Below are 24,176 nucleotides of genomic sequence, written 5' to 3' on the forward strand. Positions count from 1 at the left end.
CGTGATCACGTGCTGTGAACGGTGTGCTGCCCGATGAGCTCTGGGAGATCGTCCAGCCCTGCTGCCGTCGGCGCCGAAGATCGGCCGCCCTCGCGCCGACGACGAGCCCGCCTCATCTGGTGATCCGGCGGTAGCGGATCAGCGTGCGGGCGATGCCGGCGAAAGCCCGGAAGCGGTCGGCTTCGCGCTCGTAGCGGCGGTGCGGGCGGCGACATCCGGCCGGCCCGGCCGTGGGGCGCTCGCCCCGCCACCGGTGCCGTCCCAACCGCTGTGAGGACTCCACTCCCTTGCGGGCCGGGCGGTGGACGATCCCCGCTGGCGGAGACGTCGACGCAGGTGGGCGTAGTCGTATCCCTTGTCGCCGTGCGGCTTGCCCGGTGTGCGCCTGCGGGGTGGCCGGTGGAGTGAGCCCCGCGTACGTGGGGAAGGCCCCCAGGACGACGACCTCGCCTCCGCCCCGGGGGGAGTGATCCGGACAGGACCTCTCAGATTCCGGGTGGCTCGCCCCTTGCCCGCTCCGTTCCCGCCGACGACCCCCACCAGTTCTCCGGGCGCGGCCCGCAGGCTCACCCCGCGCAGGACGCGCGCCTCGTCCCGAAGGCCTTGTGCGCGTCCGCCACGTGCAGCGTCAGGCGCTCTTCTCGTTCAGGGTGCCGCCGAAGCTCCTGCGCCGTTCCGCGTAGGCGTTCACGGCACGCACCAGGTGGGAGCGGTCGAAGTCGGGCCAGAGAGCGTCATCGAAGACGATCTCGGCGTAGGCGGTGTGCCAGGGCAGGAAGTTGCTGGTGCGCTGCTCGCCAGCGGTCCTGATCAGGAGGTCCACGTCGGGCAGGGTGGGATCGTAGAGGTACCCGGCGAGGTCGGACTCCGCCATGCGCGTCGGGTCCAGCCGCCCCGAGAACGCCTCGGCCGCCGCGTGTTTGACCGCGTCCACCATCTCCTGGCGGCCTCCGTAGTCCAGGCAGAACGTGAACGTCACCCCGCTGTTGCCCGACGTCAGCTCCTCGGCCCACTCCAGCCGTTCGCGGAGCGCCGCCTCGATCCTGGTGCGGCGGCCGTACCAGCGCATCCGGACGCCCCGGGCGTGCAGGCGCCCGGTGACCCCCGTGACGCGCCGGGCGAACACCTTGAACAAGGAGGACACTTCTTCGGGAGAGCGCGACCAGTTCTCGGTGGAGAAGGCGAAGGTGGTCACGTACTTGATGCCCAGGTCCCCGGCGGCGTCCACCAGACGGTACATCGCCTCCTCTCCGGCCATGTGCCCTTCCACCGCGGCCAGTCCGAGTGCTAAGGCCCACCGCCGGTTACCGTCCATGATCACGGCCACGTGCTCGGGGACCGCGGCGGGAGGGTCCTCGGAGTCCGGGGACGGGACGGGCGACCGCTGTTGCCGCGGCACGGAGTCGACGGGCAGGACTTCGGCGGGTGTCTCCCGGGTTTGCGACAACCGGGCGGGAACGGCTGTTCGCGGCGGAGCGTCCGGCCGGTTCGCCGGAAGGTACTCGCACTCGTCCAGGCCCGTCCGCAGCCCGGCCAGCAAGGAGGCGAGGAAGGGGCGGCTGGAGGGGTGCACGGCATCGACCACCTCCTGCCCCCGGTCCAGCAGTCCGCGTGCCCGTCGCACCTGCAGGGCGATCAGTTCCCGACAGGCGTCCGTGCCGAGCGCGCCGTTCAGGCCGTCCGCGTCCAGGCCGAACCGCTCCAGGTCCTGGCGGGGCAGGTAGCAGCGGCCCTGTTCGAGGTCCTCGGGCAGGTCGGTGAGGATATCGATGTACTGGAGGACTTCGCCCAGCAGCGACATGAGTTCCGGGGTGTCCTCCCGGACCGGCTCCAAGACGGTGCCGAGCAGCTCCGCGACGGTGCCGCTCATACCGCGCAGATAGCCGCGCAGGTCGGCGAAGCCGGGAAAGTCGGGCGTTCGGCGGCTGTCCTGTTCGAGCGTGGTGAGGAGCTCCTCCAGCACCGGTACGGGCATGTCCCACGCCCGCACCGTGTGGGCCATGGCGCGCTGGACCGGCGGCAGGCGGACGGGCGCGCCGGGTCCGTCGGCCAGCGCGGCCAGGGTCTCGGCGCGGAACCGGGCCAGGGCCGGCCCGCGCTCGGAGACCTCCCCCTCGTCGGCCAGCCGATCGGCCCATATCCCGAAGGCGACCAGTGCGTGCGCGTAGGGGCGCTTGTGGGCGGGCAGCAGATCGACCACCCGGGGGGAGACGTGGTCCGCACCCGTGTGGATCCTGCGGCAGACCTCGAAGGCGCGCGCCAGGCCGGTGTCGGCGCCCCGCTCCGCGATCAGCGGGGGACCCGTCCTCGTGTAACCGCTCATCGCTGTTCCTCCGCGGTGACCGCGGGAGTGCGCCCCCGCACCCGTGAAACGTTTCCAGTGAGGGGGTCCGCCTGTGTCCACACCCCGGCAGACACTGAGAGGCTCTGAATAGTCACACTGGGTACCATAGTGGTTTTCGTGTCTGCTGTGAACTGCGGGCGGCGGCCCTCAGAGCTGCTCACCACCGCGGACCGGGCCGGGATGTGCGCCGATCTCGCGCTCGCCCTGGACCCCGGGGAGCCCGAGGAGATCGCCCACAGCGACCGGAGTGCGAGCGGCGGGTGGGCGAGGAAGGCGGCGGGCTACTGACATCTTCGTGGCTGGAGACCACTGACGAGTTGGTGGCCGATCCACTGGCATCCCGTGGCCGTCAACCTCTTTGAGGTGAACCGGCAACTACTGGCCGGGATGGTCACCGTGTCCGAGGCCGACACCGCGACCGCGATGCGGTGGTGCTCCGAGCACCTGCGCCCGGTGGTCGAGCCGTCCGGGGGGATCGCTCTGGCCGCGCTGTCCGCCCGGCGGGGAGGGATCGGCGAGGGTCCGGCCGGGGCGGTGCTCTCGGGCGGTAACGTCTCCCGCGACACGTTCACTCACCTGCTGGGAGAAGACCCGTGAGCCGGTGCGGGGCCTGCGCGAACACGAGCACGCTGCACGAACCGGTGGAGGCCATCACCCAGTACGCCTCTCCCGAACTGATCAGCGCCATCGCCTATGAGGGACACGACCCCGGCGCCGACCCCGCGTGGGCGGTGTCGGGGGCGGCCTCCCGCGAGGAGTACAGCACGTGGTGCCGTCACGCCTGCGGGACGGCGTGCCTGCGCATGGTGCTCACCCACCGCGACGGCCACGCCCCTCCGCTGCTCGAACTCCTCCACGGGGTCCGCAAGGCGGGCGGGTACGTCGAACAGCCCGACGGATCGGTGAAGGGACTGATCTACGCGCCGTTCGTGGAGTACGTGCGCGACACCCACCGCCTGGACGCCCGGGTGCGCACCGGCATGGACACCACCGCTCTGCTCCAGGAGCTGGGCCAGGGGCGGATGGTCCTGGCCTCGGTGCACAAGGAGATCCGCCGACCGGACCGTCCGGCACCGGGCCGGGGCGGACACCTGGTGCTCGTCATCGGCCACCACGACGGGACGGTGCACTTCCGCAACCCGTCCGGGCACCGGCCGGACACCGTCTCCGCGACGCTCCCGGCCGAGCGTTTCGGGGAGTTCTTCGCCGGGCGGGGTGTGGTCGTGGACCCCGCCCGGCGGTGATTCACCGGGCCGCGAGCGCGTCCGCGAGTTCCCCCAGCCCGAGCGCGTTGGAACCCTTGACGAGCACCACGTCCCCCGCCCGGAAGTTGTACCGGCTCAGCCACTCCCCAGCAGCTGCCTTCGTCGCTTCCACCCGCCCGTCGGGCCCGTACTCAGTGGCCAGCACACGCGCGTCGCCCTCGCCCACCGCGACGAGCACGTCGATGCCCAGGACCGCTGCGAGGGCTCCGATCCTGCGGTGCTCCTCTGCTGAGCTGGCCCCGAGCTCGCGCATCTCCCCGAGCAGGGCGATCGTGCGCCCCGCGCGCTCCCGTCCCAGATGGGCCAGGGCGCGCAGGGCCGCCGCTGTGGAGTCGGCGTTGGCGTTGTAGGCGTCGTTGACCACCGTCACCCCGTCGGGGCGTTCGGTGACGCGCATCCGCCCTTCCGACAACGACTCCGCTGCGGTGAGCGCCTTACCGATCTGGGCCGCGTCCATCCCCGCCGCCTCGGCCACCGCGGCGGCGGCGAGCGCGTTGGGCACCTGGTGCTCTCCGACCACCTGGAGGCGCACCGGAGCGTCCCCGGTCGGGGTGTGCAGGGTGAAGGACGCCCTGCCCTGCCCGTCGAGGGTGACGTCGGTGGCGTACACGTCCGCGCTCCGTTCCACCCCGAAGGTGACCACCCGGGCCTTGGTGCGCGCGGACATCGCGGCCACCCGCGCGTCGTCGGCGTTGAGCACCGCCACCCCGCCCTCCGCCTCCGACGGCAGCGCCTCGACCAGCTCGCCCTTGGCCTTCGCGGTCATCTCCGGGCCGCCGAACTCCCCGGCGTGCGCGGTGCCGACGTTGAGCACGGCCCCGATGCGGGGCGGGGTGATCTGGGTCAGGTAGGCGATGTGCCCCTGCCCGCGCGCGCCCATCTCCACCACCAGGTGACGGGTGTCCGCGGTGGCCTCCAGAGCGGTGATCGGCAGACCGATCTCGTTGTTGAACGACCCCTGCGTGAACACGGTCGCCCCGGCGCGCTGGAGGACCTGGGCGATGAGGTCCTTGGTGGAGGTCTTGCCGGACGAGCCCGTGAGCGCGACCACGTCCAGCTCCGACAGCGCCTCGACGTGGGCGCGGGCCCAACCGCCCAGCGCGGTGAGGGGGTCGTCCACCATGATGGCGGGCACGTCGAGCGGACGGGCGGCGAGCACCGCGACCGCCCCGGCCCTGACGGCGGACGGAGCGAAGTCGTGCCCGTCCCGGCCCTCCTCGCCCCGGAGCGCGACGAACAGGTCCCCGGGGCTCACCTTGCGGGAGTCGAACGCGACCCCCGTCACCTGGGTCTGCGGGTCGGCGTCGGAGACCTGGCCGCCTGCGGCGGCGGCGATCTGGGCGAGGGACAAGGGCTGCATGACGGCCTCCGGTGTGCACTCGGCGTGAGGATTCGACCGTACCGAGGAAGCCCGTCCGAACGGGTGATTTCAGGGACGCCTCGTGACCGGGGCCCTGTGCCTTCACGCAACACACGCTCTTCTGCTTCCCACACGTCGTGCGATATCTGCGGGGGCGGCCCCGGCCGCGGCCGGGGCCGTCGGAGTACGCCGCCGGTCTACGCGTGGACTCGGGGCAGAGGCTCGCTCAGGACCCGGTCGAGCGCCGCCCGTCCCGCCGGACCCCACGCCGGCTTGCCGCCGGGCAGGCCGCGGTCCCCGTTCTGGCCCATCAGCATCAGGAAGAGGCTCTTGAGCGCGGCCAGCCCGCGGGCGCGCCGGACCGTCGCCTCGTCAGCCTCCGCGTACGCGGCGAAGAAGCGTGCGGCTGCGCCCATCGGCAGCAGTACCCAGGCGGCCGCCAGGTCCGAGGCCGGGTCGCCGACGAACAGGTCGCCGAAGTCGACGACACCCGCCAGCGTCCCGTCCGCGACGACGACGTTCGCGGGATGCAGGTCGCCGTGCACCCACACCGGCGGACCCTCCCACGCGGGGGCCGCGACGGCGTCGTCCCACACGGCCCGGACGTCGGCGGCGTCGGCGCCGATCGCGTCAGCGTCGAGGGAGTCGAAGAACTGGTCGAAGCCGTCCGCGCAGTCCTTGGGATGTGCGCCCCGGCCCGTGTCGACCGGTGCGTCGGCGGGCGCTGGCACGTGCAGCGCCCGGAGGAAGGCCGCCAGGGTGTGGGCCGCGTGCTCTCCGCGGGTGATCGCCCCGCGGTCCAGCGGCAGGCCCGGCACCCACGTCATGACCGTCCACATCTTGGGGAATCGCTCGGAGGGGGCACCATCGCGTACCGGGACGGGGACGGGCAGCGGCAGGTGCGGGGCGAGCAGCGGCAGCCACCGGCGCTCCTTGAGCTGGGGGACGGGGTCGGTGTCCATGCGCTGGATCCGCACGGCAAGCTCGTCCCCGAGGCGCCACATCTGGTTGCCCCAGCCGCCCTCCACCTCGCGCAGGGGCAGTTCGGCCAGGTCCGGGTGCTGGTCCCGCAGCAGGGCGCGGATGAGACCCGCGGTGATCTCGATCTCGGTCATGCGGAGCAACCCTACGGGGTCCGATCACGACAACGCCGTCCGATCACGACAACGCTGTCCGACTGTCACGGTGGTCGCGGCGTTCGGGCCCCCAGCGTGGACCCGAAGGCGGGTGACCTCGGCTGATCAGGGGCGATAGCCGACGACGAAGCCTCGCCAGGCGGTCATGCGCCGACACTTCGGCGCGGGCACGGCGTCTCCGGGTCAGGCGCGCCTGTGGGCGGGGTGCTCGGGAATGTCGCGGAGGAATTCCTGGATTATCCGTCGCAGCGTGTCGGTTCGTTCGAGGTGGACGTCGTGTCCTGTGCCGGGGATGCTCACGGCTGTCGTATCCGGTCGCAGGCGGAACATGTCGTCGATCTCCCGCGGGGGGTGATGCCGGACCGGCCGAGGACGACCAGGGTCGGGCATGCGATCTTCGTCCACTCGTCCCAGAAGGAGCGCCGGGCGTTCTCGGCCAGTGAGTCGACCATGACGTCGCGGTCGAAACGCGGCCATCAGCCGCCGTCACGCTCCTCCAGCCCGGCTGCCCAGCCTTCGCCGACTGCCCCGCCGCCGAGGAAGTCGACGGCGGCCTGCCGTGACGGAAAGGGGTTGGTCGGGGCTGGGGATTTCGGCGGGTCAGCGGTAGGCGGTAAAGAAGGCGCGGATGTCGGCGGCGGCTAGAAACGAGGCTGTCCATGACCGGGTGCGAACAGCGAGGCTCGCCGGTGATGCGCAGGTATGCGCTGGTCATGCCTGCGCATCACCGGCTCGCACAGCGTCGGGCGGACGGCTAGATGAAGGACGTTGGCGCGTCACACAGACTTGATCGCGCCCCCGTCGATGATGTGGTCCGCCCCAGTGGTGCTGCCTGCGAGCGGTGAAGCGAGGTACGCAACAAGGTCAGCGACCTCCGCAGGCTTCACGAGCCTGCCGGTGACCATCCCCATGGCCGCGGGGAGGTTGTTCATCAGTTGCTCCCGACTCAGGCCCAGGGACTCGGCGAGCTCAGCTCCATAGCCGTCCGAGGATTCCCACATGTGAGTCCGGACAGGGCCAGGCGAGACTGTGTTGATGCGCACTCCTTGCGGGCCGAACTCTTCCGCTACTGCCTTCCCGAAGGCGGTAAGCGCAGCCTTGGCGGTGGTGTAGGTGATCGGGCCGGCATGCGGGGTTCGGGCACCGTTGGATGAGATATTGACGATCGCGCCGCGGCTTTCCAGAAGATGCGGCAGTGCGGCCCGCGTGGTGCGGACTGCCGCCAGGAAGTTCAAGTCGAACGCGCTGCTCCACTGCTGATCGGTGAAGGCGAGGAAGCCGCCGGTCTGGCCACCGCCGTCACCGCCCCCGACGTTGTTGACCAGCACATCGAGCCGCCCGAGCTCTGCCTCCGCCCGTTCGATGAGCTGAGCAGGGCCGTCGGGAGTGGACAGGTCGACGGACACACTGAGCGCCCCCGTGGCCTGGAGCTCGGGTGTGATCGTCCGTGCTGCTGCCAGCACCCGCATTCCTTCGCCGATCAAGGCCGAAACCGTGGCCAACCCGATTCCTCGGCTTGCGCCGGTCACGACAGCGACCTTGCCGTCCATCTGCAGATCCATGAGGCCTCCAAGTTCAATTGCATCATCAGTGATGCGACTAAGCTAAGAGCTGCGACAGTGATGTTGCAAGTTGCGTGGGAGTGGCGACTGTCACGTAGCCTGGAGGGAGCATGAGGAGGAGGTCACATGGAGCAGGAGAGGCGAGTACGGCCTATGCGCGCAGACGCCGAGCGGACAGCGAAGGCGATCCTCGAGGCCGCGGAACGCGTGCTGAGCGCCAATCCCGCAGCCACCATGGAACAGATCGCGGAGGCTGCGGGCGTCGCTCGGACGACCGTGCATCGCCGGTTCACCAGCCGCGAGGCCCTCGTCGATGCCATGACAGCCTGGGCCACTCAGCAGTTCCACGACGCCGTCACCAGCGCCCGGCCCGAGACCGCTCCGCCGCTGGTCGCGCTGTATCAGGTGACCGCAAATGTGCTCCGGGTCAAGATCGGCTGGGGGTTCGCCATGAACGCCATCAAGCCTGAGGACTCCGAGGCTGCACGCGTACATGCGGACGTGCTCGACCAGTGCGACCGCCTCTTCCGGCGGCTGCAGCACACAGGCGCCATACGGCCCGACACCGACCTGACATGGGCTCGGCGCACGTACTACGCGCTGATCCACGAAGCCGCACAGACCCAGCCCACCGACGCCCGAGAGGTGGATGAACTGGCAACGCTCGTAGTGGACACACTGCTGACCGGCGTTGGCCAGCAGTCGCTGAAGCCCAACGTCTAAAAGAGCACCCGGAGTGGTCGCCCACGGTTACGGGAAACGCTCATCGGATCGTTGGCGACCGTCAACAACGTGCTGGCCCGCAACAGCGAACAACCCCACCGACCGAGTTCCGCGCACACGGAGGTCAACCGGCGATACGGAATTCGCCTGCTTTCTTGGTCGAGCCTGTTCGTCAGGGTGTTCGGCTAAGCGTGCGAACAGGGTGAAGGGCGCTGACAGGGCAGGTCAGAGCGGGTCCAGCATGTTCGTTCCGATGCCCCGACTCATAGCGTCTTGCTACTCGTTTGCCTGGGTGGGGGAGGGCCAGGGCGAGAGGTTCCTGCTGCTGGGGTGTCCAATCCGGTGGGTGGGGGTGGCTTCTTTGGAGGGTGAAGGGGACTTCATCCGAGGAAGGGGCGTGCCCATGTGGGCGTGGGACGAGGACAACGGCTGGTGTCGGGGCGGGGAGCGCTGGTGCTCGGCGAAGGCGGGCCAGGGCCGAGGCCGGTGCCGTCGGGTGAGGGAGCCCGTGGTGCCGGTGGCGGGCCAACGGGAGCGTCAGACGCTGCTGGCCGACCTGCGGGCGCTGGTGGCCTACCTGGAAGCCCACCCGCAGCTGCCGGTGGGGGAGATGACCCGGGTGGAGATCACCTACTTCCCCGAGGGATGCGACGGTCACCAACAGGACCAGGTCGTGCGCCTGGCCGAGGCGCTCGGGACGCGGCCGCGGCGGGAGGGAGAGCACTTCTCGTGCGGCAGGTGGTTCGGGCAGGCCGGATACCGCGTGGTGTCCATCCCTGAACGCGCGAGGAAGGGCGGGCTGGCCGAGGCGGTCCCGTTGGGCGGGTCCAGGCGGAGGGCGTGAGCTGTTTCGACGGAGCGGCCCTGGTGTGTGCCAGGGCCGTTCTTCGTGTCCGAAGGGCTGCCCACAGGATCCGCGGAGTCGGTACTGGAGAAGGAGGACAGCCCGTGGCGTTGGACTCCCTGGAAGTTGTCGCTTCACGGGTTCCATCCGAAAGTTCGCGAGCCTTTCCGCAGGTGAATGGAGCCCTCTGGGTTATCGCCGTGTCAGCGGTAGACGAGGGGCTCAAATCCTCCAGGCCATGGAGCGCTGCGCCTGAGCCCAGGCGTGCGGAGGGCGTCAGGCCAGGGCCGGGGGAAACCGCCATGGCCAGGCATACGGGGTGCTGACAGTGGTGGTCGGTGCTGCTGCCAGCGCTTCCGTCAGCGCTCTTCGAAGCTTGTGAGGTGTGGGGTGTCCCAGGCGCTTGTCGTGCGTTCGTTGTGTGGGGACGGACTTTCGGCGGCCCGGGGCCGAAGCCCGAAGCCCGACGCCGGTTCGCCGTTCCGGGCCCTTCTGTCACCTTGTGCTCACGATCCGTCGTACTGGTCTTGACAGGTCTAGACCAGCCTTGTTTAGGTGACGGCACCCCCTGCGGCGCGCGGTCGGACGTCGCGCCGCACCCTAGGAGTGTGATCACGTGATCCGACGTCTCCTGAGTCAGCTGGCCGCGCTCGGCGCGCTCGCGGCTGTGCTCATCGTCCTTCCCGCGACCGTCGCGCAGGCCGCCACCTGCGCGGCGGCCTGGAGCGCCTCCGCCGTCTACACCGGCGGCGGCCAGGTCTCCTACGACGGCCGCAACTACACCGCCAAGTGGTGGACGCAGAACGAGCGTCCCGGCACCTCGGACGTGTGGACCGACCAGGGCGCCTGCGGCAACGACGGAGGCGGCGAGGAGCCCAACCCCACCGGGTTCGTCGTCACCGAGGCCCAGTTCAACCAGATGTTCCCGAACCGGAATCCCTTCTACACCTACAGCGGCCTCACCGCCGCCCTCAGCTCCTACCCGGCCTTCACCAACACCGGCAGCACCGAGGTGAGGAGGCGGGAGGCGGCCGCCTTCCTCGCCAACGTCAGCCACGAGACCGGCGGGCTGGTGCACATCAGGGAGACCAACGAGGCCAACTACCCGCACTACTGCGACGGGAACCAGCCCTTCGGCTGCCCGGCCGGTCAGGCCGCCTACTACGGACGCGGTCCGATCCAGCTCAGCTGGAACTACAACTACAAGGCCGCTGGTGACGCCCTCGGCATCGACCTGCTGAACAACCCCTACCTGGTCGAGCAGAACGCCTCGGTCGCCTGGCGGACCGGCCTCTGGTACTGGAACACCCAGACCGGACCCGGCACGATCACGTCGCACAACGCCATCGTCAACGGCCACGGTTTCGGCGAGACCATCCGTTCGATCAACGGCGCCCACGAGTGCGACGGCGGCAACCCGGCCCAGGTCCAGAGCCGCATCAACAAGTTCACGCAGTTCGCCCAGATCCTCGGCACCACCACCGGATCGAACCTGAGCTGCTGATCCCCGGGCGTGGTGGAGCGCCCGCGGAGTGCATCCGAGCGGGGGTGCGCCCGGCGACCGCGGCCGGGTGCGCCTCCGCCGGCGGGAAGCCCCGGGGACCGTCGGGCTCGCCGACGACCTCGTCCCCTTCCCTTTGGGCGGCGACACTTTCTGTTCCACTCAGACCATGACCGGGGGCCCGCCCAGCGGATCATGTGAACAGTAGGCTCCAGCGATGGACCGAGTGACCGATGTGCCCCAGACTCCCGCCCAGCCCACAGATCCGGCCCGGGCGAACGACTACGACGGCTTCGCCGAGGCGTACGCGGCGGACAACGAGAACAACATCCAGAACGCCTACTACGAACGGCCCGCGATGGTGGCGCTCGCCGGGGACGTGACCGGCCGCCGCATCCTGGACGCCGGATGCGGCGCGGGCCCCCTGTCCGCCGCTCTGCGCGACCGCGGCGCCGACGTCACCGGCATCGACGCCAGCGCCGGGATGCTGGCGCTGGCCAGGCGGCGGCTCGGGGACGACGCGGACCTGCGCGTGGTCGACCTGAGCGACCCCCTCCCGTTCGACGACGGTGCGTTCGACGACGTGGTCGCGTCGCTGGTGCTGCACTACCTGGAGGACTGGGGGCCGACGCTGGCCGAGATGCGGCGCGTGCTCAGGCCCGGCGGTCGGCTGATCGCGTCGGTGCAGCACCCGTTCGTGGACTACGCGATACAGGACCCCCGACCCGACTACTTCGCGACCACCAGCTATTCCGACGAGTTCACGTTCGGCGGGCAGCCCGTCCAGCTGAGGTTCTGGCGCAGGCCGTTGCACGCGATGACCGACGCCTTCAGCGCCGCCGGATTCCGCCTTCGCACCATCAGCGAGCCGCAGCCCGACCCGGCCGCCCGTGAACTGTTCCCCGACGAGTTCCATGCCCTTTCGACCAGGATCGGCTTCCTCTTCTTCGTCCTTGAGGCACCGCTCCGTCCTTGAGGCGCCGCCGTCGCCCGCCGGTGTGTGACGACCGCGATCACCGCACGGGCGGAGTGAGGGACAACCCGCATCAGGTATGCGGACGGGGCGGGGAGGTCTTCGGCTCCACGCGTTCCGAGTAGGACGGGCACAGGCGAGCACAGGTCGAACGAGCCGCGACAGGGCTCCGACGGCGGGCATGAAGGAAGCTCCGGGCCGCTCCGACGTCCCACACACGTCCGCGATGACGTCGGCGGAAAACGGGGGATTGGCGTGCCTACGGCACCGCCCGGCGAGAGAGACCACGGAACCGGATCGGCGGTAAGGGCCACTCGCCGGGCGTCCGGGAGAACCGGGCTCTATTCTCTGGTTGCACATCCCCAGATCGGAGCACCATGCACCCCATCCGTCTCACCTCAGCCTTCCTCCTTGTCGCTCTGGCCGCCACCGGGTGCGGCAGCTCCGAGCCCACGGACGAAAGCGAGACGCAGGCGGCCGGGGCCATGTGCGAGGACCACGTCGAGCGCCAGCTGGAGGTCTCCGCCACCACGGAGTCCGTCACCTTTGTCAGGGCCACCGCCGACGACGACGGAGAGTGGTGGACGTACGAGGCCGTGGGCAGCTACGACACGGAGGACGGCTCCCACACCGACTACACGTGCACCGTCGTCAACGACTCCGGGGACTGGGTCGTGGTGGACCTGCGGAGTGCCGAGCAGTAGCCGGACACGACCAGGAACCGTCCCCCGCAGCGGCGGAGTGTTCCTCCGCCGTGCGTGGGTGGGGCCGACCGAGCGAAAGGTCGCGCGATGGCGAACCTTGAGGCACTGCTTGATGCCGCCGCCCGCGTACTTGTCGGTCCAGGGTGTGCTGCTGGCGCTCGTCAACACCCATGAGCGTGTTTTCACCCGCGAACAGGAGGAGACCAAACGGCTCCAGTTGTGTCTGGATGCGCAGGAACGGACTCAGAAACGCGCCGATCGTGCCTACTTCGGCACCGTGGACCGCCACACCAGCCCTTTTTGCCCGATTCGAAGGATGGTCCCGAGAACGGGAAGAACGGTGGCTCCTGATCACACCCGTTCCGAACCCATGCGATACCGCCCTGAGCTGTTCGAGGGATGCCTGGTTGGGGCTGGCCCGTCCCTGGAACCGTAATCCCACAAATCAAAGTTCGGTGATGGATTACCGGCAGGGGAGTGCTGTGCTCCTGCCGGTATTCTGCGGGCATGGTCTTCCTGGGGCTGAGCGCGCCGTCCGTTTTGTCTGTTTCTGAAGAAGTTGGAAAAACGGCTGCTTGCCACTGGTAAGTTCGCAGGTCGTTGACTGTGCTCCCCGCGCACGCGGGGATGGTCCCTACGCATCCACGGCAAGCCGCCGCTGCGCGAAGTGCTCCCCGCGCACGCGGGGATGGTCCCCGCCGTCGGTCTTCTCAGTCAGGTCCGCGTAGGTGCTCCCCGCGCACGCGGGGATGGTCCCAGCTGTCCGTGGCCAGTGTCGGTTCCGGGCGGTGCTCCCCGCGCACGCGGGGATGGTCCCTTCTTGGCGTTCATCGCTTCAGCTCCGGCAGGGTGCTCCCCGCGCACGCGGGGATGGTCCCAGGGTGAGCGGGTCCACGGCGCCGGTGACGATGTGCTCCCCGCGCACGCGGGGATGGCCCCAGACCAGGCACCATGCGCGACATCAGCTGAGCGTCTGCGTCCCGATGACCGACAGCACCTGGAGCTTCTCGTAGCTCTCGGTGCCGGGGACGGCGGTGTAGACCATCAGCGAGTGCGCCTGCCCCGGGTCGACCAGCCTCTGGCAGGTCAGCTCCAGCGCGCCGACCTCGGGGTGGACGAAGTGCTTGACCTCGTGGGGACGTATCCCGATCTCGTGGTCGCTCCACACCCGCCGGAACTCCTCGCTGCGGGCCAGCAGCAGCTCGGCCAGCTGGGCGGCGGGGGACTCCGGGCCGCGGAGGGTGACGAGCTCACGCAGCCCCGCGGCGTACATCCGGGTCAGGAACGGGTGCTCCTCCGGCGCGTAGATCCGCCGGGATTCGGGATCGGTGAACCACCGGTACCCCGCGCTACGGGCAGGCCCCGTGTACCGCGTCGCGTCCCCGGTCAGCGCGACGCCCATCGGGGACTGCCGCAGGGTCTCGCCGAGCTCGGTGACGATCTCGGCGGGTGTGTCGTCCAGGCGGTCGAGCACACGCAGGAGCCCGGGGCTGACGTGCTCGTTGGACGTGCCCCTGGGCGGCGGATTGTGTCCGGCCAGGCGGAACAGGTGGTCGCGCTCGTCGAGTGACAGGTGCAGCCCCTGGGCGATCGAGGCGAGCATCCGGTGCGACGGCTGGGGACCGCGTTCCCGCTCCAGGCGGGAGTAGTAGTCGGCCGACATGTGGCACAACGACGCGACCTCCTCGCGCCGCAGGCCGTTGGTCCTGCGGCGCTGCCCGCGCGGCAGGCCGACGTCCTCTGGCTGCAGTGCCTGACGCCGGTTGCGCAGGAACTCCGCCAGTCCGATGCGATCGATCACGACGTCCCTCTTCTCAGGTTCTGCCCGGTGTGTACGGCCTGTCTACCGCCCGCGGACGGCGGTAGCCACGACCCGCCGATCCCCCCATGCGGAGCGCAGAGGCGGCCCGGTGAGCCTGTGATCGGCAGGTCCTGGATAGGTCCGCGCCGTCCGCCCAGGATCGGTGTCAGGGCCCGAGCGGGGCCCGGGGAGGCGAGCGGACGTGTGGTCGCCGACCGCCCCGGACCGCTCACGGGAGACCGCCGCGATCGAGGCCTTCGGCGGTCTCGACGGCGCCGTCGCCCGCGTCGGAACCATCCGCGCGGACCGGGGGTTCCGGAACGCCCCGGCGACGGGAACCCGACGCCGGACCTCCAGCCACGACACGAGGGAGCACAACCATGCCACGTCGACCCATCGACATCACCGTGCCCGACCTGACCGGAAAGCGCGCCGTCGTCACCGGCGCCAGCGACGGGATGGGCCTGGCGATGGCCAGGCGGCTGGCCGCCGCGGGCGCCGAGGTGATCATGCCCGTCCGCAACCCGCGCAAGGGCGAGGACGCGATCGCCAGGATCCGGCAGACGGTGCCCCGCGCGAACGTCTCGCTGCGCGGCCTCGACCTGTCCTCGCTCGCCTCGGTCGCCGCCCTCGGCGACACCCTGCGTGAGGAGGGCCTGCCGATCCACATCCTCATCAACAACGCCGGTGTGATGAGGCCCCCGAACCAGCAGACCACGACCGACGGTCACGAGCTCCAGTTCGGGACCAACCACCTCGGCCACTTCGCCCTGGTCGGCCACATCCTCCCGCTGCTGCGCGCGGGCCGGGCGCGGGTGACTTCGCAGATCAGCGTCTCCGCGCGCCGCGGCTCCATCAACTGGGAGGACCTGAACTGGGAGCGCTCCTACAACGAGATGCGCGCGTACAGCCAGTCCAAAATCGCGTTCGGGCTGTTCGGCCTCGAACTGGACCGCCGCAGCACGGCTCACGGGTGGGGCATCACCAGCAACCTCTCCCACCCCGGGGTGGCCCCGACCAGTCTCCTGGCCGCCCGCCCCGAGATCGGCCGCAGCGAGGACACCCCGTACATCCGCCGGATCCGGGCCCTGTCGGCCCGCGGGATCCTGCTGGGCACCCTTGAGACGTCGAAGCTGCCCGCGCTCATGGCCGCGACCGACCCGGCCGCCAAGCGCGGCGCGCTCTACAGCCCCAGCGGCTTCGGAAGGCTGGGCGGCCCGCCGTCCGAGCAGCGGCTGTACCCGCCGCTGCGCAGCGCGCAGGAGGCCGCGCGCGTCTGGCAGGTCTCCGAGGAACTGACCAGGGTCTCCTTCCCCGCCGCCGTCTGACCACCGCCGTCTGACCGTCGCCGTCCGACTGCCGCCGTCCGACCGCAGCCGTCCGCACGACCGCCCCACAACCCACGGAGACCGCATGAGTACAGTCGCCCCCCGCACGCCCAGACCCAGGAGCCCCTGGTGGGTGCTCGTCGGCAGCGGCACCGCCAACGCCGTCGGCCCCCAGATGTACCTGGCCACCATCGGCCTGTTCGTACTGCCGATCGTCGAGGACACCGGCTTCAGCCGCACGACCGTCACCGGGGCCTTCTCGGTCGCGGCGGTCGGGATGGCGATCGGCCTGGTCATCGTCGCCCAGCTCGTGGACCGCTTCGCCGCGCGGTACATCCTCGTGCCGGGGTTCGTGCTGTTCGCGGCCTCGATGGCGCTGATCGGGCTGGTGCCGCCGGTCGAGTGGGTCTACCTCGTCCCGTGCTTCTTCGTGGGCTTCTTCGGGGCGGGGACGGCCGTGCCCGCCACCAGGGCGGTGGTGAGCTGGTTCGACAACAACCGCGCCCTCGCCGTCGGAGTGGTGACGGGCATCATCGGCCTGGGAACGGCCCTTGCCCCCATCCTGGCCGGAGCGCTCATCGAAGGCGTCGGATGGCGGGGGGCCTACGGCCTCATGGCGCTGATCTCGGTCCTGGTGTCGGTCACGATGGTCACCCTGTTCGTGCGCGCCCGCGCCGAGCGGCACGTCCGCGGACGACTCGTCCAGGAGACCCGGGTGGAGGGCCGTGAGGTCAGCCTCGAACTCCCCGGCCTGACGGTCGGCGAGGCGGTCCGCACCCGGCAGTTCTGGGCCATCGCGCTCGGACTGGGACTGGTAGGGGTCGTCGTCTACGGCCTCCAGGTCCACCTCGTGCCGATGATGACCGACCGGGGGCTGAGCGCCGACCAGGCCGCCACCCTGCTGGTCGTCTTCGGTCTCGCCTCGCTGGTGGGCCGGGTGGCGGGCGGCCTCATCCTCGACCGGGTGCACGCGTGCGTCATCGGTCCGATCGTGATGATCGCCCCCATCGCCGGGATGTTCTTCCTGGAGCCGCCGTTCGGCGGCGCCGTCGTCGCGGTCGCCTTCATCGGCGTCGCCTTCGGCATCGAGGGCGACCTGCTCGCCCTGCTCATCACCCGCTACCTGGGCACGCGCTACTTCGGTCGGATCCTGGGCCTGGTCCAGGCCGCGTTCCTCCTGGGCAGCGCGCTGGGGCCGCTGCTCCTCGGACTGGGGTACGACCTGCTGGGCTCCTACGACCCCGTCATGCCCGTCCTGATGGGCGTCCTCGTCGTCGGCGCGGTCCTCATCGCGACCCTGGGCCGCTACGTCTACCCCGCCGTCAACGGCTTCGACCGTCTCGCCGCCCGCGACGAACTCGCCGCCGCCGAGGTGCTGAGCGACATCGCCGGGACCGGCGACGCCCACGGCTCCCCGGACAGGCCGCGGGCCGAGGCCCACGGCTGACCGGCCAGGGCCGGTACACCACCGGGCCGCCACAGGCCCAGGGGCCGCGGTCCCGCCCCGTCCGCCCGGGTCAGGATCCGTGGGCACACCCCTGACCCGGGCGGACGGCCACCACCAGTCCTCCAAGGAGAGATCATGACCGAGCAGAGCCCGTGGCCGACGCAGCGGGCGGGGCGGTCGACCGTCCTGGCCCAGTTCGGCCACACCCGAGCCGACCTGATGCAGTGGGCGCTGACCACCGGCGACGTGCTCGCCGACGCGGTCGTCGCCGAGATGCACCAGATCGGGATGCGTCAGGCCAGGCCCGTGGTGAACAAGGGAATCCGGGAGGGCCTGGCCTCCCTCACCGACCCGCCTCCGGCACTGGAGGCGCTGCTGCGGCAGACCGAGAGCCCGCCCGACTACGTGGACGACTCCCTGCTCGACCAGGGCCCCATGCCGTTCTACACCTCGCCGCCGCCGGTGCACATCATCGCGCTCAACGCGGGCTCCCTGATCCGGGTCTACGAGTCGCCGTCGATCTCCAAGGTGCTGACGACGACGGGTCGGCTGGTCGAATCCGCGCAGCGGCGCATCCAGGAGACCGGGGCGTGGCTCACCCGGACCATGCTGCCCGGCAGCCTCCGCGTCGGACAGCCGGGCTACGTGGCGACCCTGGAGGTGCGGATGCTGCACGCGCACATGCGGAGGCTCGCGCTGGACCGCGGCTACGACAGCTCGGCGGACGGCTGCCCGATCAACCAGGTCGACCTGGGGCGGACCTGGATGGACTTCACCCTGACCGCCTACACGGCCGAGGGGCTCCTCGGGTTCGGGCTGAGCAGCCGCGAGCAGGCCGGGCTGTACCGCTACTGGTGGTACGTCGCCCACCTGCTGGGGATCGACGCGCGCCTGGTCGAGGGGATCACTGGCAACGAGGCCGCCGCACGCCTGGACGCCGTGTTCCAGACCGTGACCGGACCGGCCACGGAGGAGTCGGCCGTGCTGGCGGACGCGACGCTGGCCTCGGCGACCTCCGCGCTGCACACGATGCTCAAGGTCCCCGGCGAGCTGGCCCGACCGGCGCTGAACGCGATCGCCCGCCGGATCCACGGCGACGGCGTGTGCCAGGACCTGCGGATCCCTCCGGCCCCCATCGCCGACGCGTGGCTGGGCCCGGTGCTGTCCGGGCTCGCGCTGGCGCGCGAACGCCGCCGCCGGGACCCGAGGCGATGGCAGGCCGCGATCGACCAGAACCTGGCGGCCGCCCGGGACCTGGTGGCCAGGCCCGGCCAGCCGACCGCCTACCAGCGCGGCGCCACCGGCGCCGAGGACTGAGGGAGCGGGGCCGCGCCCGCGCACCGGCACGGCCGGAACCGGCGCGCGGGCCCGCCCGTGCGGCCGACCCGTCAGACCAGCCAAGCGGTGGAAGGAACCCGATGCAGACCAACGACTACACGAACATGTTCTACGTGAACGGGCGCTGGATCCGCTCGCACGGTACGCGGCAGGTCGTGGTGACCAACCCGGCCACCGAGGAGAGCCTGGGCCGGGTGACTCTGGGCGACGTCACCGACGTCGAGGCGGTGGTCGACGCCGCCCGCCGGGCCGCGCCCGGCTGGGCCGGGACGCCCGTGTCCGAGCGCGCGGCGCTGCTGCGCGCCGTCGCGGCCGAGCTGGCCCTGCGCCAGGAGGAGATCGCGCGGTTGGAGACGGCGGAGGTCGGTTCCCCGATCACCCTGTCCCGCCGGGCGCACGCGCAGAGCCCGATCCACCTCTTCGCCTCGGCCGCCGACCTGGTCGAGCGGTCCGAGCCGGACGAGACGATCCCCGGCGCGACGGTGCTGCGCGAACCGTACGGTGTGGTCGGCGCGATCACCCCGTGGAACTACCCGCTGCACCAGAGCGCGGCCAAGATAGCCCCGGCGCTGGCGGCCGGGAACACCGTCGTGCACAAGCCCAGTGAGACCACGCCGCTGGGGGCCTACGCCCTGGCCGAGGCGATCGAATCGGCGGGGCTGCCGCCCGGCGTGTTCAACATGGTCATGGGTGACGGGGCGACCGTCGGAGCGCGCGTCGCCGGTCACCCCGACGTCGACCTCGTCTCGTTCACCGGTTCCACCCGGGCCGGGGTCCGGGTGGCGGCTGAGGCGGCGGCCACCGTCAAGAAGGTCTCCCTGGAACTGGGCGGCAAGAGCCCCGCCGTCATCCTGCCGGGCGCGCCGCTGCGCCCGGCCGTGCGGCGGGCACTGCGCTCGGGTTTCCTCAACTCCGGCCAGACGTGCATGGCCCTGACCCGGATCCTCGTCGACCGGGCGCGCCTGGCCGAGGCCGAGGAGATCGTCCGCGACGCGGTCGCCGACTACGTCGTGGGCGACCCGACCGACCCGGACACCGAGTACGGTCCGCTCGTCTCGAAGGCGCAGCGGGACCGCGTGCGCGACTACGTCCGCAGGGGGCAGCGGGAGGGCCTGCGCCTGATCACCGGTGGTCCCGACCGCCCGGCCGCGTTGAGCCGCGGCTACTACCTGCCGCTGACGGTCTTCTCCGACGTCCCGCCCACCTCGGCGCTGGTGACCGACGAGATCTTCGGGCCCGTGCTGGTGATCCAGGTCTACGACTCGGTGGGCGAGGCCGTCGATCTGGCCAACCGCACGCCCTACGGCCTGTGCGCCGGGGTGTGGGGCGCCGACCGCGCCGAGGCCGTCGAGGTGGCGGGGCGGTTGCAGGTCGGCCAGGTCTTCGTCAACGGCGCCGGGTTCAATCCGGACGTCCCGTTCGGCGGCTTCAAGCGGTCGGGGATCGGCCGCGAGTACGGGCGCTACGGGCTGGAGGAGTTCCAGCAGACCAAGGGGCTGGTGTTCGGCGCCGACGCTGTCGGCTGTGGTGGATACCGCTGACGGAAGCGGTGCGGGCGGGTGGCCGCTACCGGGAGACGATCGAAGGGGCGCACTTCTCGGCCGGTATTCTGCGGCCATGTTGTTTCCAGGGCTGGGCGCTTTGTCTGTTTTCCAGGAAGTTGGAGAAACGGCTGCTTGCCACTGGTAAGTTCGCAGGTTGTTGACTGTGCTCCCCGCGCACGCGGGGATGGCCCCGGGACGGAACGGGACCGCGACGGTCACCCTGGGTGCTCCCCGCGCACGCGGGGATGGCCCCGGGACGGAACGGGACCGCGACGGTCACCCTGGGTGCTCCCCGCGCACGCGGGGATGGCCCCTGGCCCTTGAACTTGACGGTGGTCACGGTGACGTGCTCCCCGCGCACGCGGGGATGGCCCCGACGGCGTCACCGTGCTCCTGGTCGATGCCGCGTGCTCCCCGCGCGCGCAGGGGTCACCTCGCAGCCGCCGCCGGTGGGGAGGGAGGCGTTTCCAGTCCGGCTTCCTCCCCTCGGTCCGGACCGGGCTCGGCGGTCCCGGGGCCGGGAGTGGGGCTCGCAGTGCCGGAACGGTAGCGCTCGTCCTCGCGGAGCCAGCGCACCAGGGAGGCGGCGACCAGGCTCAGGATGAAGATCAGCGGGAAGGCGGTCACGACCGACAGGGTCTGCAACGCGTCGGTGCCTCCGGCCGACATCACCGAGACCGACACCGCGGCCAGGACGATCGCCCAGAGCACGCGGTTGGCCCGGGAGGGCTCGACCTCGTTGGGCAGGTCACGGGAGGTGGCAGAGCCCATGATGTAGGACGCGGAGTCCAGCGTGGTGGCCAGGAAGACCAGCAACAGCAGCAGGAACAGCGGGGTGATGATCCAGCTGAGCGGGAACGCCTCCAGCGTGGCGAAGATGGCCGGGACCGCGCCCTCGGCCTCCAGGGTGTCGACGATGGGCGCCTGTCCGCTCAGCTCGAAGGCCATGCTGGAGTTGCCGAGCAGCGCGAACGAGAGCCAGCAGCCCAGGCTGCCGAAGCCGCACATGCCGACGATGATCTGCCGGACGGTGCGCCCCTTGGAGATCTTGGCGCAGAACATGCCGACGAAGGGTCCGTAGGAGATCCACCAGCCCCAGTAGAAGACCGTCCAGATCTCCTCGAAGCCGGACCCGCCGACCGGATCGGTGTAGGTGCTCATCCGCACGATGTTCTGGGCGAGCATGCCGACGCTGTTGGTGAAGGTGTCGATGACGAAGACCGCCGGGCCCAGCACCAGGACCAGGACGCCCAGGGCGGCGGCCAGGTAGAGGTTGAGGTTGGCCAGGCGCTTGAGGCCGCGGTGCAGGCCCAGGGCTACGCTGCCCCCGAACAGCACGGTCCACAGGCCGATGACGATGGTGTTGAGGGTGGGGCCCGGCTCGAAGCCCAGCATGCGGGAGGCGCCCTCGGCGACGGTGGGCACGGCCAGGGCCAGCGAGGTCCCCGCCGCCCCGATCATCCCGAGGATGAAGAAGACGTCGATCAGGCGCCCCGGCCAGCGGTCGACGCGGTCGCCGAGCACCCCGCGGCAGGCCTCGCTCAGGCGCAGGCGGCGGATTCTACGCACGTGGTAGGCGTAGGCCAGGGCCAGGGTCGGTACGCAGAAGACCGCCCAGGCGGTGGGACCCCAGTGGAAGAGGGGGTAGGTGGCCGACCACTCGGCGGCCTCTGCGCTGTGCGGTTCGAGTTGGAACGGGGGATCCACGTGGTAGTGCGCCCACTCGATGATCCCCCAGTACATGAGGCCGCCGCCGATCGCGGCGGTGAAGATCATCGCGAGCCAGGTGGGGGTGGAGAACTCGGGGCGGTCGTCGGGGCCGCCCATCCTGATGCGGCCGTACCTGCTGAAGAGCAGCCAGACGAGCAGTACCGCGAGTGCGGCGACGAACCACATGTACACCCAGCCCAGGTCGGACTGGAGCCGGGACAGGACCTCGCCGAGCAGGCGTTCACCCGTCTGCGGCGCGATCACGAACGGCGCGCTGAAGCCGATCACCATGATCAGCGCGGGCCAGAAGACTGTTTTGTCGATGTTCCAGCGGATAGCTCGGGTCACCTCCGGGGTCGAGGGCGTGGGCTATCCAGTTACTACTGTGTTGCGCTTGACTAATCAACCAGTCAGAATCGCCTCACCGCTGTTCTCGGTCCACCGCTGTGCGCTGCCGTTATGAGGAAAAGCGTTTGGTGGCAAGGGTTTCCTGGGTAGTGGGGCGCTCGGGCCGATGCCTCTGTAACGAAGTGACAACCACGTCCGCGTTGCGAAAATCGCCATCGTGCTGTTACGTTCCCACCGTGAGCGACAACGTGGCCGACGACGTGCGCGGCAGGGCCCGCGAGGCGATCCGCCGATCCGGCCTCTCCCAGCGCCAGTTCGCGACCAGACTCGGCATCGACCCCAGCAAACTCTCCAAGTCCCTGACCGGCACCCGGCGCTTCACCGCCCTGGAACTGGCCGGTATCGCCGACGAGACCGGGGTGACGGTCAACTGGCTGCTCAACGGCAAGGACGACGCGGAGACGGTCTCGGCGGTACCGCGCGACTCGTCGGCGGTACGGCCGACCTCCGCGAGCCTGGCGGGCCACCCCGCGGCCGCCCGGGAGCACAGCCGCAGGCTCCAGATCATCGAGGCCGCGTGGACCCTCATCGCCGAACGCGGCCTCCACTCGGTCCGCGTCGCCCAGATCGCCCAGGCCTGCGGGACGTCCAGCGCCACCGTCCACTACTACTTCCCGACCCTCAACGACCTGCTGGTGGAGGCGCTGCGCCACTCGGTGAAGCAGGCCTTCGACCGCCAGGTCGCGGGGCTGCACACCATCGAGGACCCCTACGAACGCCTCCTGCGGCTCATCGAACTCCAGCTCCCCGACTCCGAGCGCCTGCGGCTGGAGTGGTCGATCTGGCTCCAGGTGTGGACGGCGGCGGCGCTGGACCCGCGGATGCGCGGGCTGCACACCGACTCCTACCTGCGCTGGCACGAGACCATCGCCCGCACCCTGCGCGAGGGCAGGGAGAGCGGGGTCTTCGCCGACTTCGACGTCGAGGAGATGACCAGACGCCTCACCGCCCTCATCGACGGCATGGGCATCCAGGTCATGACCGGGATGCCCGGGCGGTCGGTCGCCCACATGCGTGACACCCTGCGCTCGGTCATCGACAGCGACGTCCTGGGCCGTCGCGGCGCCCCGGGGGACGGCGATATCCCGGGCGGCAGTGGCGCCCCGGGGGACTGAGCCAGCCCGCATTCGACCCGGCCCGTACCCGCCCCGGCCCCCTCCGGAGCCCTCACCTCGGTTCCGCGCGCCCGAAAACGCCCCCTCCGGCCCCGAGGGCCGCCCGTCCACAGCATCCGCAACACCGCACACACACGGAGACGGAGCACCGCCATGAGCGACACCATGAACCCCAAACCCATCCTGACCTGCGCCCTCACCGGCGCCGGGGACACCGTCGGCCGCAGCGAGCACGTGCCGGTGACGCCCGAGCAGATCGCCGCCGCCGCGGTCGAGGCCGCCGAGGCCGGTGCCAGCGTGGTGCACATCCACGTCCGCGACCCCGAGACGGGCGCCCCCTCCCGCGACAGCGCCCTCTACCGGGAGGTCGTCGACCGCATCCGCCAGACCGGCGTGGACATCGTCATCAACCTCACCGCGGGCATGGGCGGCGACCTGGTGATCGGCCAGGAGGACCCGCTCGAGTTCGAGGAGGGCACCGACCTCGTCAACGGCCTGGACCGCCTGCCGCACGTGGAGGAACTGCTGCCCGACATCTGCACCCTGGACTGCGGCAGCCTGAACTTCGGTGACGGGAGCCAGGTGTACATCTCCACCCCGGACATGCTGCGCGCGGGCGCCAGGCGCATCCAGGAACTCGGGGTCCGCCCGGAGCTGGAGATCTTCGACACCGGCCAGCTGTGGTTCGCCAAGACCATGCACGCCGAGGGCCTCATCGACGACCCGTCGCTGTTCCAGCTGTGCACCGGCATCCCCTACGGGGCGCCCTCCGACCCGGGCGTCCTCCAGTCGATGGTGAACCTGCTCCCCGAGGGCGCGCAGTGGGCGAGCTTCTCCATCGGCCGCAAGCAGATGCCGTGGGTGGCGCAGTCGGTGCTGCTCGGCGGGCACGCCCGGGTGGGGCTGGAGGACAACCTCTACCTCAGCCGCGGGGTGAAGGCCACCAACGGCCAGCTCACCGAGAAGGCCGTCAACATCATCGAGCAGCTCGGCGCCCGGGTGGCCACACCGGACGAGACCCGCGCCATGCTCGGGCTCCGCCGCGCCGCCTGACCACCGCCCCACACGAACCG

Annotated in this window: 20 protein-coding genes, 1 pseudogene and 1 CRISPR repeat array; of the genes and pseudogenes, 14 read left to right on the forward strand and 7 right to left on the reverse strand. The window is 70.7% G+C overall.

Annotated features, from left to right (window positions below):
* Window positions 1-112: 112 nt before the first annotated feature.
* Window positions 113-399, reverse strand: a pseudogene (locus NDAS_RS29075) (IS5/IS1182 family transposase); the annotation flags it as partial.
* Between the two features lie 229 nt (window positions 400-628).
* Window positions 629-2,323, reverse strand: coding sequence for a polyprenyl diphosphate synthase (uppS, locus tag NDAS_RS06560; protein ID WP_013152361.1), 1,695 nt, complete (start codon window positions 2,321-2,323; stop codon window positions 629-631).
* Window positions 2,324-2,461: 138 nt separating this feature from the next.
* Here uppS and NDAS_RS28845 point away from each other — a divergent pair, with 138 nt between their 5' ends.
* The 3 genes from NDAS_RS28845 to NDAS_RS06575 are packed head-to-tail and all read left to right on the forward strand — an operon-like array spanning window position 2,462 to window position 3,588.
* Window positions 2,462-2,632 (forward strand): hypothetical protein, encoded by a 171-nt coding sequence (locus NDAS_RS28845; protein WP_167539490.1) that lies wholly within the window; start codon window positions 2,462-2,464, stop codon window positions 2,630-2,632.
* A 54-nt stretch (window positions 2,633-2,686) separates the two neighbouring features.
* Window positions 2,687-2,941 carry a pyridoxal-phosphate dependent enzyme gene (locus tag NDAS_RS06570; protein ID WP_041552479.1) on the forward strand — a complete coding sequence of 85 codons (255 nt, stop codon included), beginning with the start codon at window positions 2,687-2,689 and terminating at the stop codon, window positions 2,939-2,941.
* Window positions 2,938-3,588, forward strand: a complete 651-nt coding sequence (locus NDAS_RS06575; RefSeq protein WP_013152362.1) for a C39 family peptidase — start codon at window positions 2,938-2,940, stop codon at window positions 3,586-3,588. The genes NDAS_RS06570 and NDAS_RS06575 overlap by 4 nt, the downstream gene beginning before the upstream one ends.
* 1 nt (window position 3,589) lies before the next feature.
* Here the strand turns inward: NDAS_RS06575 and NDAS_RS06580 are convergent, their stop codons facing one another.
* The 3 genes from NDAS_RS06580 to NDAS_RS06590 all read right to left on the reverse strand — a co-directional run bounded on the left by NDAS_RS06580 (window position 3,590) and on the right by NDAS_RS06590 (window position 7,667).
* Window positions 3,590-4,969 (reverse strand): UDP-N-acetylmuramoyl-tripeptide--D-alanyl-D-alanine ligase, encoded by a 1,380-nt coding sequence (locus tag NDAS_RS06580; RefSeq protein ID WP_013152363.1) that lies wholly within the window; start codon window positions 4,967-4,969, stop codon window positions 3,590-3,592.
* Between the two features lie 197 nt (window positions 4,970-5,166).
* Complete coding sequence (locus NDAS_RS06585; protein WP_013152364.1) at window positions 5,167-6,084, reverse strand: phosphotransferase; 918 nt, start codon at window positions 6,082-6,084, stop codon at window positions 5,167-5,169.
* Between the two features lie 797 nt (window positions 6,085-6,881).
* Window positions 6,882-7,667 carry an SDR family oxidoreductase gene (locus tag NDAS_RS06590; protein WP_013152365.1) on the reverse strand — a complete coding sequence of 262 codons (786 nt, stop codon included), beginning with the start codon at window positions 7,665-7,667 and terminating at the stop codon, window positions 6,882-6,884.
* 126 nt (window positions 7,668-7,793) lie between these two features.
* Between NDAS_RS06590 and NDAS_RS06595 the strand changes: the two genes are divergently transcribed.
* From NDAS_RS06595 to NDAS_RS06615, 5 genes are all read left to right on the forward strand, one after another.
* Window positions 7,794-8,390: a TetR/AcrR family transcriptional regulator gene (locus NDAS_RS06595; RefSeq protein WP_013152366.1), complete on the forward strand. Its 597-nt coding sequence runs from the start codon at window positions 7,794-7,796 to the stop codon at window positions 8,388-8,390.
* 403 nt (window positions 8,391-8,793) lie between these two features.
* Window positions 8,794-9,234: a hypothetical protein gene (locus tag NDAS_RS06600; protein WP_041553081.1), complete on the forward strand. Its 441-nt coding sequence runs from the start codon at window positions 8,794-8,796 to the stop codon at window positions 9,232-9,234.
* A gap of 616 nt (window positions 9,235-9,850) precedes the next feature.
* Window positions 9,851-10,738 carry a glycoside hydrolase family 19 protein gene (locus NDAS_RS06605; protein ID WP_013152368.1) on the forward strand — a complete coding sequence of 296 codons (888 nt, stop codon included), beginning with the start codon at window positions 9,851-9,853 and terminating at the stop codon, window positions 10,736-10,738.
* A gap of 214 nt (window positions 10,739-10,952) precedes the next feature.
* Window positions 10,953-11,711 carry a class I SAM-dependent methyltransferase gene (locus NDAS_RS06610; RefSeq protein WP_013152369.1) on the forward strand — a complete coding sequence of 253 codons (759 nt, stop codon included), beginning with the start codon at window positions 10,953-10,955 and terminating at the stop codon, window positions 11,709-11,711.
* Window positions 11,712-12,085: 374 nt separating this feature from the next.
* Entirely contained in the window at window positions 12,086-12,412 is a 327-nt protein-coding gene (locus NDAS_RS06615; RefSeq protein WP_013152370.1) for a hypothetical protein, read from the forward strand.
* Between the two features lie 606 nt (window positions 12,413-13,018).
* Window positions 13,019-13,351: a CRISPR direct-repeat array (repeat unit 29 nt; unit sequence GTGCTCCCCGCGCACGCGGGGATGGTCCC).
* A gap of 22 nt (window positions 13,352-13,373) precedes the next feature.
* Here NDAS_RS06615 and NDAS_RS06620 read toward each other — a convergent pair.
* Entirely contained in the window at window positions 13,374-14,213 is an 840-nt protein-coding gene (locus tag NDAS_RS06620; RefSeq protein WP_013152372.1) for a helix-turn-helix transcriptional regulator, read from the reverse strand.
* Window positions 14,214-14,593: 380 nt separating this feature from the next.
* Here NDAS_RS06620 and NDAS_RS06625 point away from each other — a divergent pair, with 380 nt between their 5' ends.
* The 4 genes from NDAS_RS06625 (at window position 14,594) to NDAS_RS06640 (ending at window position 19,867) form a co-directional block, all read left to right on the forward strand.
* Entirely contained in the window at window positions 14,594-15,541 is a 948-nt protein-coding gene (locus tag NDAS_RS06625; RefSeq protein ID WP_013152373.1) for an SDR family oxidoreductase, read from the forward strand.
* An 85-nt stretch (window positions 15,542-15,626) separates the two neighbouring features.
* Complete coding sequence (locus NDAS_RS06630) at window positions 15,627-16,988, forward strand: MFS transporter (protein ID WP_210745679.1); 1,362 nt, start codon at window positions 15,627-15,629, stop codon at window positions 16,986-16,988.
* Window positions 16,989-17,123: 135 nt separating this feature from the next.
* Window positions 17,124-18,305, forward strand: coding sequence for an oxygenase MpaB family protein (locus NDAS_RS06635; protein ID WP_013152375.1), 1,182 nt, complete (start codon window positions 17,124-17,126; stop codon window positions 18,303-18,305).
* Between the two features lie 101 nt (window positions 18,306-18,406).
* Entirely contained in the window at window positions 18,407-19,867 is a 1,461-nt protein-coding gene (locus tag NDAS_RS06640) for an aldehyde dehydrogenase family protein (protein WP_013152376.1), read from the forward strand.
* A gap of 432 nt (window positions 19,868-20,299) precedes the next feature.
* On the opposite strand, the gene NDAS_RS27610 is transcribed toward NDAS_RS06640, so the two are convergent.
* The gene (locus NDAS_RS27610) at window positions 20,300-21,928 is read right to left on the reverse strand and encodes a BCCT family transporter (protein ID WP_013152377.1); all 1,629 of its coding nucleotides are present in this window, start codon (window positions 21,926-21,928) and stop codon (window positions 20,300-20,302) included.
* A 236-nt stretch (window positions 21,929-22,164) separates the two neighbouring features.
* Here NDAS_RS27610 and NDAS_RS06660 point away from each other — a divergent pair, with 236 nt between their 5' ends.
* Window positions 22,165-23,103: a TetR/AcrR family transcriptional regulator gene (locus NDAS_RS06660; RefSeq protein WP_041552485.1), complete on the forward strand. Its 939-nt coding sequence runs from the start codon at window positions 22,165-22,167 to the stop codon at window positions 23,101-23,103.
* 153 nt (window positions 23,104-23,256) lie between these two features.
* Window positions 23,257-24,156 carry a BKACE family enzyme gene (locus NDAS_RS06665; RefSeq protein ID WP_013152379.1) on the forward strand — a complete coding sequence of 300 codons (900 nt, stop codon included), beginning with the start codon at window positions 23,257-23,259 and terminating at the stop codon, window positions 24,154-24,156.
* Window positions 24,157-24,176 lie beyond the last annotated feature (20 nt).

Origin of the sequence: Nocardiopsis dassonvillei subsp. dassonvillei DSM 43111, from assembly GCF_000092985.1 — a bacterium.
GTDB classification, from domain to species: domain Bacteria; phylum Actinomycetota; class Actinomycetes; order Streptosporangiales; family Streptosporangiaceae; genus Nocardiopsis; species Nocardiopsis dassonvillei.